The sequence below is a fragment of the Phytopseudomonas daroniae genome (assembly GCF_004327285.1).
GTDB lineage: Bacteria > Pseudomonadota > Gammaproteobacteria > Pseudomonadales > Pseudomonadaceae > Aquipseudomonas > Aquipseudomonas daroniae.
The window spans coordinates 60,584-75,884 of the sequence record NZ_QJUI01000015.1 but is presented as its reverse complement, the minus strand read 5'-3'; the positions used below and the strand labels follow the sequence as shown (position 1 = coordinate 75,884).

The following is a 15,301-nucleotide window of genomic DNA, read 5'->3' as shown; positions in this document are numbered from 1 at the left end:
CATGTGTAGCCGCGGGGGCGCCTAGCCTTGCGGGCGATTCGGCAGGGCGACATTCCCCTGCCGCGGGGTTGAATCACTCAGTCGGTTTGTTCATCGCGGATCAGTACGAAGCTTGAACCCTGTTCATCGTCCAGACGTTCACAGACGAAGTACATCTCCACCTTGCCATCTTTGGATATGATCGCCAGATAATCGCCGGCTTGTGGCTTGAAGAAGGCCTTGGAGCCCGGCTTGGCTTCGCAGGCAATCAGCGCGGTGACGAACAGTGCCGGATCGCTGCCATCGAAATAGTCGTCGCGCTCGGCAGCGTCCCATTCCTGGGGCGGCTCGAAGGCGCCGGTGAACAGCACCCTGGCGTCGCCCATATCCTGCTCTTCAGCGTCGGCATCGTCTTCATCCGGGCGGTAGACCGTGCAGTCCTGCGACTCGGCGGCATCCAGCACGCGCTGGCGTTGTTGATCATCGGCTAGGGACACGTTGGCTCCGGGCATCAGCAGAGTAGAGGTCGGCAGTTTGAGCTGCGCCACGATGACCTGCAATCACCTTGCGCATGCATTTCCCCCTGGCGTGGAAACTGCGATGCTGGTGCGACCGTGAAGCAGCGTTGGGAACAATCATGAAGATCAGCTCGGATTTCGATAGCGGCAATATCCTCGTGCAGGATGCCAGCGACCCGCACAAGGTACTGCTGGCCATGCGCAAGGATCTCAACAGCCACCATTTCCAGTGGTTTCATTTCCACGTCGAGGGCCTGACGCCTGGCGCGCGCCACGACTTCAGCATCACCAACGCCGGGCAGTCGGCCTATAGCCACGCCTGGACGGGCTACAACGCCGTTGCCTCGTACGATCAGCGCAACTGGTTTCGAGTGCCGAGCCGTTTCGAGGATGGCGCCCTGCATTTCGGCCTGGAGCCGCGGCAGGCGCAAGTCTGGTTCGCCTACTTCGAGCCCTACAGCCGCGAGCGACACAGTGCGTTGATCGCCCAGGCGCTGGCATTGCCGGGTGTCGAGCTGCATGGGTGTGGGCGCAGCATCGAGGGGCGAGACATCGAGCTGCTGCGTGTGCATCGCCACGCGCAGGCGAACCGCAAGGTGTGGATCATCGCCCAGCAGCATCCGGGCGAGCATATGGCCGAATGGTTCATGGAAGGCGTGATCCGCCGCTTGCAGGATAGCGGCGACGCCGAGCTGGATGCGCTGCTGCAACAAGCCGACCTCTACCTGGTGCCGAACATGAATCCGGACGGCGCCTTCCGCGGCCACCTGCGTACCAATGCGGCGGGGCAGGATCTCAATCGCGCCTGGCAGTCGGCCAGCATCGAGCGCAGCCCGGAAGTGTTCTTCGTGCAGCAGGCGATGCGCGAGGTGGGCGTGGATCTGTTTCTCGACATCCACGGCGATGAGGAGATTCCCCATGTGTTCACCGCCGGGTGCGAGGGCAATCCCGGATTCTCCGCACGGCTGGAGGCACTTGAAAATGAGTTCCGTACCCGCCTGGTCGAGCGCGGCGCCGAGTTTCAGACTCGCTTCGGCTACCCGCGCAGCGCGCCGGGGCAGGCCAATACGGCGCTGGCCTGCAATTCAGTGGGGCTGGAGTTCGATTGCCTGTCGTTCACCCTGGAAATGCCCTTCAAGGATCACGACGACGCTCCGAATCCGCAAACCGGCTGGAGCGGCGAGCGCTCGATGAAGCTGGCCGGCGATATGCTCGGCGTGGTGGCGGAGATGGTCGACCGGCTGCGCTGATCAGGCATGCTCGTGCAGGCTGCCTTGCTCATCCTGCGCGGCCTGCAATTGCTGCAGGGTCTGCATCTTTTCGGCGATTTCCTTCTCGACCGCAGCGCGCTGCTCAGGTGGCAGACTCTCGAGCTCTTCCTCGGTCATGCCGACTTCCTTGAGAATCTTGTCGCGGATCTTCTCGGCGGGCGTCATCTCCATGTAGGCCATGAACTGCGCAAGGGCGCTATCGGCGGCCGGCTTTTGCTCGGAACTGCCGTCGAGGGCGCTGTCTGACGCCTGCAGCGAATCCTGAACGGGCTGACTGCCAATGCTGTTGAGATTGACCAGCATCCTGGCGAAGGCTTCGTCGTGGGCCTGCTGACTGGAGTAGTCCGCCTGTTCGCTTTTGAAGCCTGTCGACACGCTGCTCGTGTCCCGTGTCTTCTCTTGCTCGGCGAGCCGCGCAGCCTCGCTGCTTTGTCTGAGATCCAGCGCTTCGGCGCGGGTGCGCTGCAGGGGACTGGGCATTCCGTAGTGGGTAAGCGAACCGATGATGCTCATGGTGGGCCTCCTTGACATGAGAGTCTCCACTGCAGCAAAGCCTGTGCCAGTCCTTTCTATGTTTTCAGCGGATTGATTTAAAAGGATTTTATTGTCTCGTTCAGGCGACGAAGGCAACTCCTTGCCGCCCCATGGCAAGGGCTGGCCGCCTGATCAGGCAGGCGGATCGAACAAGCCTTGCTGGGGTGTTGGTGCCGCAGGACGCATCGGCATGACAGTCGCGGGTAGCGGTTGGCGGGGAGGGCGCGATGCTTGCACGTAGGGCACGCGGCTACGTTGTACCTGCCACCAGCCTGGCAACAGGGCACGCACTTCGGGCAGGGTGAAGCGATCATCCATCAGGTGCACCACGCCGCTGTCCTGCGGCGTACGGATCACCCTGCCAGCGGCCTGTACCACCTTCTGCAGCCCAGGGAACAGGTAGGTGTAGTCGTAACCGCTGCCGAACATCTCACTCATGCGCTGCTTGATCTGCTCGTTGACCGGATTGATCTGCGGTAGGCCGAGGGTGGCGATGAACGCGCCGATCAGACGATCGCCAGGTAAGTCGATGCCTTCGCCGAAGGCGCCGCCGAGCACGGCGAAACCAATGCCGCGTCCGTCGGGCTGGAAGCGCTCCAGGAACTGCAGGCGCTCACCTTCATCCATCTGGCGCGCCTGAACCCAGTGTTCAATGCCGGGATGCTCATGCTCGAACAGCTCCAGCACCTGTTGCAGGTAGGCATAGCTGCTGAAGAAAGCCAGGTAATTGCCTGGGCGCTCGGCGAACTGCCGCGCCATCAGGGCAACGATGGGCAGCAGCGAACGCTCGCGGTGCTGATAGCGGGTCGACAGATTGCTCACGGCATGCACCTGCAACTGCGCGGCCTGGAAGGGCGATTCGACGTTCAGCCAGGGCGTTGCCTCCGGCAGGCCGAGCAGGTCGGCATAGTAATCGGCCGGGCTCAGAGTGGCGGAAAACAGCGTGGTGCTGTGGCTGTTCTCGAAGCGCGGGGCGAGGAAGGGCGCGGGTACGATATTGCGCAGGCACAGGGTCGAATGGCTGCGTCCACGCAGTGGTGGCTGGCGACTGATGTCGAACAGCGAGTGCGGGCCGAAGGCTTCCGCCAGGCGGCAGAACGCCATGGCGTCGAGATAGAATTGCAGCAGTTCGCCATCATTGCCGGTGGGCTGATCGGTCAGGTGATCGGTGATGGCGCTGACCGCTTTCTGCAGGGACAGGAGCAGCAAGTCCGGCGGTTGCGGATAGGTCTGGTAGTCCTCGCGTTGTTCCTTGTGCAGTTGCTTCCAGTGTCGGCTGATGCGTGTCAACACGCTGTTCAAGCCTTTGGGCGCATTGCTGCGCATGGCCTCGAAGCGCGCCTGGTCGAGTTCGGCGCTGTACATGCGCCGGGCGCGTTCGATCAGGTTGTGGGCTTCGTCCACCAGCAGGGTCACCCGCCACTCGTTGATCAGCGTCAGGCTGTAGAGCAGGGCGCTGAGATCGAAGTAATAGTTGTAGTCACACACCACCACGTCAGCCCAGCGGGTGAGTTCCTGGCTCAGGTAATAAGGGCAGACGTGGTGCTGGCGGGCGATTTCACGTACCGCGGCCTGATCCAGCCAGATGCACTCGACCGCGGCCTGGCGGGCGGCGGGCAGGCGGTCGTAGAAACCGCGGGCCAGTGGGCAGGATTCGCCATGGCAGGCTTTGTCCGGGTGTTCGCAGGCCTTGTCTCGGGCGACGTGCTCCAGCACACGCAGCGGCAGGCCTTCGCCACGCAGCGTTTGCAGGGCGTGCAGGGCCAACTGGCGTCCCGGCGTCTTGGCGGTGAGGAAGAACAGCCGATCCAGGCCTTGCTCGGGAAATGCCTTCAATTGCGGAAACAGGGTGCCGAGGGTTTTGCCTATACCGGTAGTGGCCTGCGCCATCAGGCAGTGGCCGTCGCGGGCGGCGCGGTATACGGCCTCGGCCAGTTGTCGCTGGCCTAGACGAAACTCGGCGTGGGGAAAGCGCAGTTCACTCAGGGCTGTGTCACGAAGCTGACGGTGCGCCTGCTCCTGTTCCGCCCAGGTGATGAAGCGGCTGCATAGTGCCTCGAAGAAGTCTTGCAGTTCGGCAGCCGTGCGGGTTTCGCGAAACACGCTTTCCTTCTGGGTCAGCACGTTGAAGTACACCACCGCCAGGTCGAGTTCTGCCAGGTCGCGGCTCTGGCATAGCAGCCATCCATAAACCCGCGCCTGGGCCCAGTGCAGTTGTCGATGGTTGTCGGGAATGCGGCTGATGTCGCCCCGATGGGTCTTTATTTCTTCGAGCAGATTGCTGTGCGGGTCGAAGCCGTCCGCACGGCCGCGTACTTGCAGCGAGCGGAACTCACCCGCCAGTGATACTTCCGCCTCGTAATGCTCGCCGCGGCGGCTGACGACCGTGGCGTGCCCGGCCATGCCTTCCTGGGCGGTGGGCGAAGGCGTGAAACGCAGGTCGAGGTCGCCACATTTGGCGGTGAACTCGCAGAGCGCGCGCACCGCCACGCGGTAACTCACGCCTCGCTCCACTGCACGTAGCAGACGTCCACGGGCATGCCGTGTTCGGCGCAAAACGCCAGCCAGCGGCGCTGGTTGTCCTGCAGTCGGTCGCCTGGGCCTTTTACCTCGATCATGCGGTAGCGTTTTTCCTCAGGCCAGAACTGGATCAGGTCGGGCATGCCGGCGCGATTGGCCTGGATATCGCCGAGCAGACGGCGAAACCAGGCGAGCAGGTGTGCCGCCGGCAGGCAGTCGAGCGCCTGTTCCAGCAGCGCTTCGCTGAGCACGCCCCAGTGCACGAACGGTGACTGGATGCCGAACTTGTCGTGGTAGGTCTGGCGGATGCTGTGGCGATAGCTGTCGTCGTCCAGTTGCGCCAGGCAGGCCGCGAACAGCGCCCGGCGACGCGGGTGGAAGTCCGCAGTCAGCAAGTCTGCCGGGCCATGCTGGAATGGATGGAAGAACGCGCCAGGCACCGCAGCGAAGATCGCCGGCCAGCAGAGCAGGCCGAACAGGCTGCAGATCAGTGTGTTCTCGACGTAATGCACCGGCGCCTCGGTACTGTGCAGGTGCAATTGCACCCGTTGCTCCACCGCCAGCCACGGCAGCTTCGGCAATTGCAGATCGAGGCGTGCAGGTGTGGGTGCCTTGGTGCGTTTCGCTGTGGGCAGGCCCAGCTGCCGGCTCAGGCGCGTCAGCGCCCGTTCTGCCAACTGCAGTTCGCCATCGCTGCCCGGCGTCGCGATGGCCTGGCTGGCCAGCTCGAACGCTTCCTGGTACCGGGTGGTGCGCTCCAGAACGCGGATCTGTCGTTGCCGCGCTGCGCCATAGCCGCTGCTGGCATAGACCTGTAGAGCCCGCTCGAACTCCAGGCAGCGTTCCAGATGCTGACCGATACGAAACAGCAGCTTGGCGCGGCGCTCGGCGATATAGGGATTGTCGTAGCGACGCGTATCGATCCGTTCGAGCAGTTCGGCAGTGGCATCTCCGGCTTCGAACGCCTCGCGGCAGCGCTGCAGGTGCAGGTAGTCGTCGACATCCTCGCGGCAACGCAGTGCCCGGGAGTCAGGCGGGAAATCGACGCTTTCGTAACGGAAGATACCCAGGTCGGCGAGCACGAATTCCGACCACTCCTGGTGCAGGTTGCCGAAGAACATCAGGCGCAGGCGTTCGCTCAGGTCGTCGATGGTCAGGCTGTAGAGCGTATCGTCGAGCGTCGGGCACCAGGTAGCGAATGCATTCGAGTCACCGAAGTGCGGCGTGAGTTGCTCCAGGAGTTCGCCTTTGCGGGCGCGCCGGTCGCTGAGCCGTTCGGCGAAGCAGTCGATGATCTCGTCCTTGCGCAGCAGCGCCAGCAGTTCATCCAGGCGCAGGCTGGCATCGTCGAGTACCCAGCCGTTGGCGATCAGCGTCACCGCGGCCTGGCGACAGCAGCCAATCTCTTCGTAATTCAGCTTGCTGGCGCGAAAATGCACGCCCTTGCGCATGATCATGCGTACCAGCAGGGCCTGTACCGTGCCTTCGAGCGCACTGAATGTCTGCAGAAACTCATGCTCACGGGTGCCCAGCAGATCGGCGTGGCGCTCGCCAATCCACGCCAGAGCCTTGTGGAAGTTATGCAGGTAGTAGAAGCGCGGATCGCTGGAAAATGACATGAAATAATGCTGAGTACTGTTTTTATATACAGATATCAGGCCGCCCGTCATCTGGCAACGAGCAGGAGATGGACGGTCCGTACGTCGCGCTGTTGCTTGGCGACGATAGCGGACTACACTGCACCTCCATCGCCGTTTGAACGGGCCATCATGAACAGCCATTTACCCCCACTCTCTCCGGGTACGTTGACCGAGCGTCATTACGAGATGCTGGTTCAGGCTGTGGTCGATTACGCGATCTTCATGCTCAATCCGGATGGCTGCATCGTTTCCTGGAATGCCGGTGCTGCACGCATCAAGGGTTATGACGCGGCAGAGGTGATCGGTCAGCACCTGTCGCTTTTCTACACCGATGATGATCGGCGTAATGGCAAGCCCTGGCAGCTCATCGAGCGGGCGCTGCGCGATGGGCGATCCCAGGACGAAGGCTGGCGCGTGCGCAAGGATGGCACGCGTTTCTGGGCGCTGGTGGCCATCGAGGTGATTCGCGACGAGCAGGGCACGATCATCGGCCTAGCCAAGATCACTCGCGACATCACTGACCGCCACGAGGCGGATTTGCGTTATGACGCCTTGCGCGCCCAACTGTTCCAGGCGCAGAAACTCGAAGCCCTGGGCCAGTTGAGCGGTGGCATGGCCCATGATTTCAACAACCTGTTGACCATCATCCTCAGCGCCACCAAGCTGGCCAGCCGCACCAGCAACCCGGAGCGCCTGGCGAGCCTGCTCGCGAGCATCCAGGATGCCGGCGAGCGCGGCGCGCAGATGACTCGCAACCTGCTGACCTTCGCCCGTCGCGAGCAGATGCCGAGCCGTCTCGTCGACCTCAACGAGTTGCTCGACGCCGCGCATGCCTTCATTGGCCAGGCGTTGCCCAAGACGATGAGCCTGGAAGCGCAGCTCGCCCCTGGGTTGCATCGCGTCGAGCTCGACCCGAGCCAGCTGGAAATGGCGCTGCTCAACCTGATCCTCAATGCACGGGATGCCATGCACGGAGTTGGCGTGGTAAGGCTGCGCGCGGAGAACCGCGTACTTTCAGGGGAGTTGGAGGATCTGCACGGAGAGTTCGTGCTGATCTCGGTCATCGACCAGGGCGTCGGTATCGATCCGGCAATCCACTCGCGGCTGTTCGAGCCTTTTTTCACCACCAAAGACGTAGGCAAGGGAACTGGACTGGGGCTCAGCCAGGTCTATGGTTTTACCCGTCAGGCGGGAGGTGGCCTGCATGTCGAGAGCGTGGCCGGGCAGGGTGCAACCATGATCCTTTGTTTGCCGGCATCCATCGGGAAATCAGCAGATGTTCACGCATGAGCATGTCAGGGTCTGTTGACACGGCAACGCGGCTTGCGCTGCAACAGCAACAGACCCTAGTATCACCAATCGCCTTTTCTATCAGTGGGTTAATGCCTGGGAAAAGGACATTCGAGCCCCGGCTATTTTTGCGTAATTTCGATTGAGGCAGGCCAGAACTTGGAACAGCTACAACGCCTTCAAAGTGGGATCGATGGACTGGACGCGCTGCTCAAGGGCGGTCTGGTAGCTGGCGCATCCTATATCGTTCAAGGGCGCCCCGGCTCGGGCAAGACCATTCTCGCCAATCAGATCGCGTTCAATCATGTGCGCGATGGCGGTCGTGTGTTGGTGGCCACCTTGCTGGCCGAATCCCATGAAAGGCTATTTCAATTCCTCTCCACGATGACCTTCTTCGACCCGGTGAAAGTCGGTGCGGAGATCCAGTTCGTCAGTGCTTTCGATACGCTGGAGAGCGAAGGCCTGGACGAGGTCGTCAAGTTGTTGCGTCGCGAGATCAGCCGCCAGAAAGCCACGCTGCTGATCGTCGACGGCCTGCTGAATGCCCGCTCCAAAGCGGAAAATCAGCTCGATACCAAGAAATTCATTTCCGAGCTGCAGGGGCACGCCGCTTTCGCCGGTTGTACAGTGCTGTTCCTGACCAGCTCCCGCCTGGACGATGGCAGCCCCGAGCACACCATGGTCGATGGCGTGATCGAACTCGGTGAGGAGCTGTTTGGTGCGCGCTCGGTACGCCGTATTCATCTGCGCAAGACCCGTGGCAGCGGTGCGCTGTCCGGGTTGCACGAGTGCGAAATCACCGACGATGGCTTGGTGATCCACCCACGCCTGGAAAGCCTGTACAGCAAGCCGACCCAGGACGACAGCGCCACGCTGGCGCGTATCGCCAGCGGTATTCCAAGCCTGGATAGCCTGATCGGCGGTGGTCTTTCGGAGTCGTCGGTCACCTTGATCATGGGGCCGGCCGGGGTCGGCAAGACTACGCTGGGGCTGAGTTTCCTCGCCCAGTCCACCGCGGAGGCGCCAGGTCTGCACTTTGGCTTCTACGAGACGCCGCAGCGCCTGCGCCTCAAAGCCGAAGCCCTTGGCTTCGACCTGCGTTCGATGGAAGAGGCTGGTGCGCTGCACATCATGTGGCAACCCACCACCGAGGGATTGCTCGACGGCCTCGGCGCACGGGTGATAAAGGCCGTCAGAGAGAAAGGCATCAAGCGCCTGCATATCGACAGCCTGGGCGGCATGGCGCGTGTGGCCAGTAACGGCGCGCGGCTGGTCGAGTTCTTCAGCGCTCTGATGAGCCAACTGCGATCCATGGGCGTTACGGTGTTCGCCACCTGGGAGATGCGTGATCTGTTTGCATCGGAGATCAATGCACCAGCTCCGGAGCTATCGAGCATCGTCGACAACCTGGTTCTCATGCGTTTCGTGGAAAAGGAGGGTGAACTAACGCGCCTGCTGTCCATCCTTAAGATGAGGGACAGCTATTACGACTCCTCCCTCCTGGAAGTGGTCATCAGCGATCATGGTATTGAACTCAGCAAGGCATTCAAAACCGCAGCAGGAGCCTTGTCAGGGAATGCCGTGCAGGCGCAAGACGCCTGAGCCATGCGTGCCTGACCGAGCCTACTGACTATGACAACCATTCTGATAGTCGATGATGAATACCTGATTGCGGATATTCTCGGCTATGCCATGGAAGACGAAGGCTACATGGTGGTGAAGGCGAGCAACGGTCGCAAAGGGTTGGAAGTGCTCGACCGCGAACGTCCCGAGCTCGTCATCACGGATTTCATGATGCCGGTCATGGATGGTCTCGAGTTCGCCCGAGCCATTCGGGCGAGACCGGCGTCTGGCGATCTACCGATCATTCTGATGAGCGGTGCGCAGGGTAGTGTCGGCCGCGCCAGTCCCGAACTGTTCGCTGCGGTGTTCGACAAGCCTTTCAATATCAACCAGGTCATCGACAAGGTGAAAGAGCTGATCGGCCCGAGCTGATCATCTTCACTGTGGCTTCAGCGTCCACTGCGCTTCGCTGGTTTGCTTCTTTCCCTTCTATTCCTGAAACACGCTCTCCAGCGTGAATGCCGGACGCTGTCGAAGGCTGTAGTGCGGGCACCTGTTGATGGCCGATGGGTGGGCGCCACTGATGCGTCCCATCAGCTTGTCGGGCATTACAGGCTCGAAGCGGGCCGAGGTCGCGACGAGCACAGGCCCCGGCTTGCCAGTGCTGCTGATAGTCGCTGAGGCCGGTACCGCGCCGCTTGCCTCGGCACAGAGTCTCAAGACCCTCGGCAAATCCTTCTCCATCTGCGAGCTGAACGAAACCCTCGGCGATCTGCCTTCCGTGAGGTTCCGAAGGCGTCTCCCTGCACCTCACCTGGCGTCGTGTTCAGGTTAACCAAGCTGCTGGCGCGAGCATGTTCTCGGCTGCCAAGGCCGTCGTAGCCGCACTGGCGCTGGGGTTGGCGACCTCTCGGCAACTTTTTCCCTGGAAAGTATCCCGGTGCGGAATCAAAGCGTTGCTCCGTAGTCCTAAACCCTGACAACGAAAAAGCGGTAGCCCATACCGCCACCTCCAGCCTCTCGAAGTGCTGGGTTGGATGTCGATCCGTTTGCAGTATCAATGCCGCTTTCCCCTGCGTGCTCGCGTTGAGCAGGCAGACGGGATCTGGTGATTGCGGTAGGGAAGGGATGCTGCTGTATGCGCCAGCCATGACGGCTTCTGGCGGCGTACAGGCGCTTGCGGTTCGGCTGTTGACTGCCTGCGTCCATCAATTCGATGTCGCCGTACCGCTACGGCGATTGTGGGGGAGATATTAACCATTGAACGGTAAGCACAGCCTATGAAAATGTTGAAGGAATCCCTCAAGAAGGTATTGCCCCGGGACAGTATCGATAACCTGAAAGGGTTGCAGAAAAAACTCGCCATGGGCTGGATTCGGGCGCTGTCGCGGTCGGCCACATTGCGCCGCTTCCACTATTCGTTCTTCTCTTCGGCGTTCGATCGTGAAGCCTATGCCGTGGTGGTCGGTCACCTGCAGCACGAGGAGAACCTGTCCGGTGCCGAGCCGGTGAACTACTTCCTGCGCCGTGCCGTGCACCGCATCGAGAAGGGCCTGATCATGCAGCCCAGGCGCGAGGTGTTCGCCCTGGACTATATCGGCGATACGGTCGACAGCTACATCGCCTCGCTCAACGGCAATGTGGATCGAGACGAAGTCAGCTGGGCCCACGATGTACTCGCCGAGTATTTTTCCGTGACTGGCGAGCACCCGGTGATCAATCGAGCCCGCGAGAAATTCGCCCGTTTCGAACGCCCGGCCAGTTCGCCCGGCAGCCTGCGTAATCCTGACACCGAGCGCGTGCCTTTCGCCGCTGACGTGAGCACGCCGAGCGTGGATTACACCGCCATGCGCCAGCTGTCGATGAAGCGCCGCTCGGTGCGCTGGTACCAGGATCGTCCCGTGCCGCGCGAGGTGATCGACAAGGCCGTGGAAGTCGCCGTGCAGTCGCCGAGTGCCTGTAACCGCCAGCCCTATCGCTTCCTGATCTTCGATGATGCCGCGTCGGTGGCCCAGGCTTCGCGCCTGCCCATGGGCGTTGCCGGTTTCGATCACAACTTCCCGGCGATCGTCGCCGTGGTCGGCCGCCTGCGTGCCTACCCCCATGTGCGTGACCGCCACGTGATCTACATCGACGGTGCGTTGTCCGCCATGTCCTTCATGTTCGCGCTGGAGACCCAGGGCGTGTCGTCCTGCTCGATCAACTGGCCGGACATTCCCGAGCGTGAACAGGCGGCTGCCAAGCTGCTCAAGCTCGACCCGGACGAGCGCATCGTCATGTTCATCTCCCTGGGCTACGCCGCGGACACCGGCCTGGTGCCGTATTCGCAGAAGCTGTCGCTGGATGAAGCCCGCAGCTACGGGCACCTGGAGACGTCCAGCCGATGAGTGCCACGCGTGTCCAGGAGGGCATGAAATACCTCCTCAACTCGGGCTGGATGCTGGCCGAGAAGTTTCTGATGCTGGCCATCGGCCTGGCGACCACCGTGGTACTGGCTCGCTACCTGGGCCCCGAGGACTTCGGTTACCTCAACTACGCGCTGGCGCTGCTGGGCCTGCTCAGCATCGTGGTGCACCTGGGGCTGACCGGCCTGGTGGTCAAGGAACTGCGCAGCCACCCGGAAAACGAAGACCAGATTCTCTCGACGGTATTCATGATCAAGGTGGGCTGCTCGGTGATCGCCTTCGCGATCATGATGGGCACCTACCTGATCGGCAACGACCAGAATTTCCTGGTGTTGCTGTTCACCGCCCTGGCGCTGTTCTTCACCCCATTCGAGATGCTCATCGACTGGTTCCAGGCGCGGGTACAGGCCAAGTACGCCGCCGTGGCCGGGTTCGTCGGGCAGCTCGGTGGCAACGGCCTGAAGATGATTCTGGCCATCGCCGGGGCGGGGCTGGTGTACATCGCCCTGGCCCACGTGGTGGTGGTGATGGTCACCTCGGCGATCCTGGTCTGCTATGCGGTGATGCTCAAGCGCGAGTTCCGCTTCGACTTTTCCTGGACGCTGGGCAAGACCCTGCTCAAGAAAAGCCTGCTGATCTTCCTCGGTTCGCTGTCGGCGGTGATCTACCTGAAGGTCGATCAGATCATGCTGCAGTACATGCTCGGCGAATACTCCGTGGGTGTGTATTCGGCGGCCTCGCGGCTGTCGGAAGCCTGGTACCTGATCCCGACCATTCTCATGGCCTCGGTCTTCCCGAAGATGATCGACCTGAGCAAGACCGATACGGCGGGCTACAACCGCTTCATGCAGGTGGCGCTGGATGTGCTGTTCTTCATGGCCTTCGGCCTGGCGGTGGTGGTGTTCTTCCTCTCCGACTGGATCGTGCGGGTGCTGTACGGCGCTCAGTACGCGGACGCCGGGCCGGTACTGGCGATCCATATCTTCGCGGCGACCTTCGTATTCATGCGCGCGCTGTTCAGCAAGTGGATCATCATCGAAGAGGCCTTCATCTTTTCCCTGGTCACCCAGGGCCTCGGCGCCGTGAGCAACATCGTGCTCAATTACTTCCTCATCCGCAGCCACGGCGTCGTCGGTTCCGCCTGGGCGACGCTGATTTCCTATTCCATCGCCGGTTACGTGAGCCTGCTGCTGTCACGCAGGACACGGCCACTGTTCGTCATGATGACCAAGAGCATTTTTCTGCATGCCTTCATCAGCGTGCCCCAGTTGATTCGTGAATTCAGGAGAGCTTGATATGTACGTCGAGATTCGCAAGGCCGGTTTCGTCAACAAGGGCGCTGCGCTGATGCTGCATGCCGCCCTGCAGCAGGTACAGCAGAATCTGCCTGCCGCCAAGGTGGTGATGGAACCTGGTCGGGCCAAGAGCCCCTATCCCTATGTCAACCGTGCGTCCCTGGGGCTGTATCAGAAAGCCTGGTTGTGGCGCGCCGGCATCCCGTTCGGCGACCTGGCAGCCGTGGTGCCGGCTGGTATTCGCGAGCAATACGGTGTGGTGCTGGACAAGGAAGTGGACGTGGTGCTGGATGCTGCCGGCTTCGCCTACAGCGATCAGTGGGGCCCGGATCTGTCCGAAGAGCTGGCGCGCTCCAGCAAGCGCTGGAAGAAGAACGGCAGCAAGGTGATTCTGCTGCCCCAGGCATTCGGCCCGTTCCGCGATCAGAAGAGCAAGGACGCGGTAAAGGCCTTCGTCGACAACTGCGACCTGATTTTCGCCCGTGAACAAGTGTCCTACGACTATCTCACCGAGATCGTCGGCGAGCGCGACAACATCAAGCTGGCACCCGATTTCACCAACCTGATCAGCGGCACCTTGCCGGCCTATTTCGATCCTGAAATTCATCAGGTCTGTGTGGTTCCCAACTGCCGCATGCTGGACAAGACCGGTGACAGCGTCGCCAAGGGCTATGTGCCGTTCCTGCAGCGCGCCACCAAGATGCTGGTAGAGCGTGGCGCCAAACCGTTCCTGTTGATCCACGAAGGCGAGGGCGATGCACGGGTGGCCGAGCAGGTATCGCAAGCGGTGGGTGGCCTGCCGATTCTGCGCGAGACCGATCCGCTGGCGATCAAGGGCATTCTCGGCGCCTGCCGTGGCACCCTGGGTAGCCGCTTCCATGGCCTGGTCAGTGCACTGTCGCAAGGTGTGCCGTCGTTGGCTACGGGCTGGAGCCACAAATACCAGATGCTGTTCGCCGACTACGGTTTTTCCGAAGGCGTGTTGAACATCAATCTGACTGACGACGAGCTTTCCAGCGCCCTCGACTACCTGACCGAGCCGGCGCAGATGCAAGCACTCTCGACCCGCTTGCAAGCGCATTCCGCCGAGCTGAAGGCGCGTACCCAGGCGATGTGGGACGAAGTGTTCGCGTTGATCGAGCAGAGTCAGGGTGTACGCAGCGAGAAGCCGCTGGCGGTGGCCGCGGGGCGTTAGCCGGCGGGGCGCCCGTGGAGGGTTACGGCGCCACCAGCAGTCGCACACCGCTTCTGCTATGAGGCGGCGCCCTCCCTGCGAAATAGCGTTTAGCTACCAATGAAAAACGCCCCGGATGATCACTCATCCGGGGCGCTTTTCGTTACAGCGGTGGCGTCAGGACTTACGGTCGTAGGCGCTCTGTTCGCCAACCGTGACCGAACTGCCCATGCCGTTGCGCATGATGTAGTAGAAGAACTGCGGGATGCCGATGATGTAGCGACTGAACAGGCGACGTGGTTCCATCAACAGGCGGTACAACCACTCCAGGCCGACCTTGCGAACCGCCGGAGGAGCACGGTTGAAGCGTTGTGCGGCGAAGTCCAGGATTGCGCCACCGCAGATCATCAGGGCCGGGCGACCGAGCTGACGCTGCAGGTTCACGGCCACCTCTTCCTGGCGAGGCATGCCCATGCCCATCACGATCAATGGGATCTTGCCCGGTTGCAGGTGCTGCTGGACGAATTCGAGGTAGCACTCGGTCGGCTGGAAGCCGTCGATGGCGTGAAACTTACGGTCGCCAAACAGCGCACTGGCGCCCAGGTTGACCCAGGGTTCGCTGGTGCCCATGGCGAACAGCTGGTAGCTGTCGCTGTGTTCACTTTCGAGCAGGTGCTGGATCAGGCTGGGAATGAAGTCGGTGCCGTTGAGGTTGGCTCCCGGCGACAGGCCGTTGAGGGAACAGGCCAGTTTGACGCCGATACCGTCGCGCAGCAGATAGTTGACCTTCAGGAAGTGACGGCGTGCAGTCGTGTCATTCTGAACGATGTTGTAGCCGTGCTGATTGAGGAAACCGAGGATGGTCGGCTTCTTCGGTGTGCTCAGTTCGTCGAGCAGCGGAGTCACGTCATCTTCTTCCAGCAACTTTAATTTATGGATCAAAGGATCGTGCAGTTTGAGCTGAGAAGTTTTCACAGGCGAGCCTCGTTATCGGAAAGTAATTGAATTATCCGGTGTCTGTTCACTTGGCTTCGCGCTTTGCTTGTTCTTGTAAATGTCCATTTTGCAGCGAAATGAAGGGGTATTCCGTCGCCCCCATGAATCGTGAACTG

The 15,301-nt window shown here is 61.4% G+C and carries 12 protein-coding genes; 7 read left to right on the top strand and 5 right to left on the bottom strand.

The genetic code is table 11. The annotated features are described in order from the left end of the window. Positions 1 to 77: 77 nt before the first annotated feature. On the bottom strand, positions 78 to 491 hold the full coding sequence (locus tag DNK06_RS17555; RefSeq protein WP_131181356.1) for a hypothetical protein: 414 nt from the start codon (positions 489 to 491) through the stop codon (positions 78 to 80). Positions 492 to 616: 125 nt separating this feature from the next. On the opposite strand from DNK06_RS17555, the gene DNK06_RS17550 reads away from it, so the two are divergent. After that, the gene (locus tag DNK06_RS17550; RefSeq protein ID WP_131181290.1) at positions 617 to 1,747 is read left to right on the top strand and encodes a M14 family metallopeptidase; all 1,131 of its coding nucleotides are present in this window, start codon (positions 617 to 619) and stop codon (positions 1,745 to 1,747) included. Here DNK06_RS17550 and DNK06_RS17545 read toward each other — a convergent pair whose 3' ends face one another. From DNK06_RS17545 to DNK06_RS17535, 3 genes are all read right to left on the bottom strand, one after another. Then, positions 1,748 to 2,281 carry a hypothetical protein gene (locus DNK06_RS17545; RefSeq protein WP_131181289.1) on the bottom strand — a complete coding sequence of 178 codons (534 nt, stop codon included), beginning with the start codon at positions 2,279 to 2,281 and terminating at the stop codon, positions 1,748 to 1,750. 153 nt (positions 2,282 to 2,434) lie between these two features. Next, a complete protein-coding gene (locus tag DNK06_RS17540; protein WP_131181288.1) occupies positions 2,435 to 4,804 on the bottom strand; it encodes an ATP-dependent DNA helicase in 2,370 nt (789 codons plus the stop codon). Then, entirely contained in the window at positions 4,801 to 6,441 is a 1,641-nt protein-coding gene (locus DNK06_RS17535; RefSeq protein WP_131181287.1) for a VRR-NUC domain-containing protein, read from the bottom strand. Before DNK06_RS17535 ends, DNK06_RS17540 begins: the two co-directional genes overlap by 4 nt. A 150-nt stretch (positions 6,442 to 6,591) precedes the next feature. Between DNK06_RS17535 and DNK06_RS17530 the strand changes: the two genes are divergently transcribed. The 6 genes from DNK06_RS17530 (at position 6,592) to DNK06_RS17505 (ending at position 14,210) form a co-directional block, all read left to right on the top strand. Then, on the top strand, positions 6,592 to 7,752 hold the full coding sequence (locus DNK06_RS17530) for a two-component system sensor histidine kinase NtrB (RefSeq protein ID WP_131181286.1): 1,161 nt from the start codon (positions 6,592 to 6,594) through the stop codon (positions 7,750 to 7,752). Positions 7,753 to 7,911: 159 nt separating this feature from the next. Continuing rightward, positions 7,912 to 9,354, top strand: a complete 1,443-nt coding sequence (locus DNK06_RS17525) for an ATPase domain-containing protein (RefSeq protein WP_131181285.1) — start codon at positions 7,912 to 7,914, stop codon at positions 9,352 to 9,354. A gap of 30 nt (positions 9,355 to 9,384) precedes the next feature. Then, positions 9,385 to 9,747 carry a response regulator gene (locus DNK06_RS17520; RefSeq protein ID WP_131181284.1) on the top strand — a complete coding sequence of 121 codons (363 nt, stop codon included), beginning with the start codon at positions 9,385 to 9,387 and terminating at the stop codon, positions 9,745 to 9,747. Between the two features lie 848 nt (positions 9,748 to 10,595). Next, a complete protein-coding gene (locus DNK06_RS17515; RefSeq protein ID WP_131181283.1) occupies positions 10,596 to 11,702 on the top strand; it encodes a nitroreductase family protein in 1,107 nt (368 codons plus the stop codon). 23 nt (positions 11,703 to 11,725) lie between these two features. Further along, on the top strand, positions 11,726 to 13,015 hold the full coding sequence (locus DNK06_RS17510; RefSeq protein ID WP_165493661.1) for a flippase: 1,290 nt from the start codon (positions 11,726 to 11,728) through the stop codon (positions 13,013 to 13,015). Between the two features lies 1 nt (position 13,016). Beyond that, positions 13,017 to 14,210, top strand: a complete 1,194-nt coding sequence (locus tag DNK06_RS17505; RefSeq protein WP_131181281.1) for a polysaccharide pyruvyl transferase family protein — start codon at positions 13,017 to 13,019, stop codon at positions 14,208 to 14,210. Positions 14,211 to 14,366: 156 nt separating this feature from the next. Here DNK06_RS17505 and DNK06_RS17500 read toward each other — a convergent pair whose 3' ends face one another. Continuing rightward, positions 14,367 to 15,164: a WecB/TagA/CpsF family glycosyltransferase gene (locus DNK06_RS17500; RefSeq protein WP_131181280.1), complete on the bottom strand. Its 798-nt coding sequence runs from the start codon at positions 15,162 to 15,164 to the stop codon at positions 14,367 to 14,369. Positions 15,165 to 15,301 lie beyond the last annotated feature (137 nt).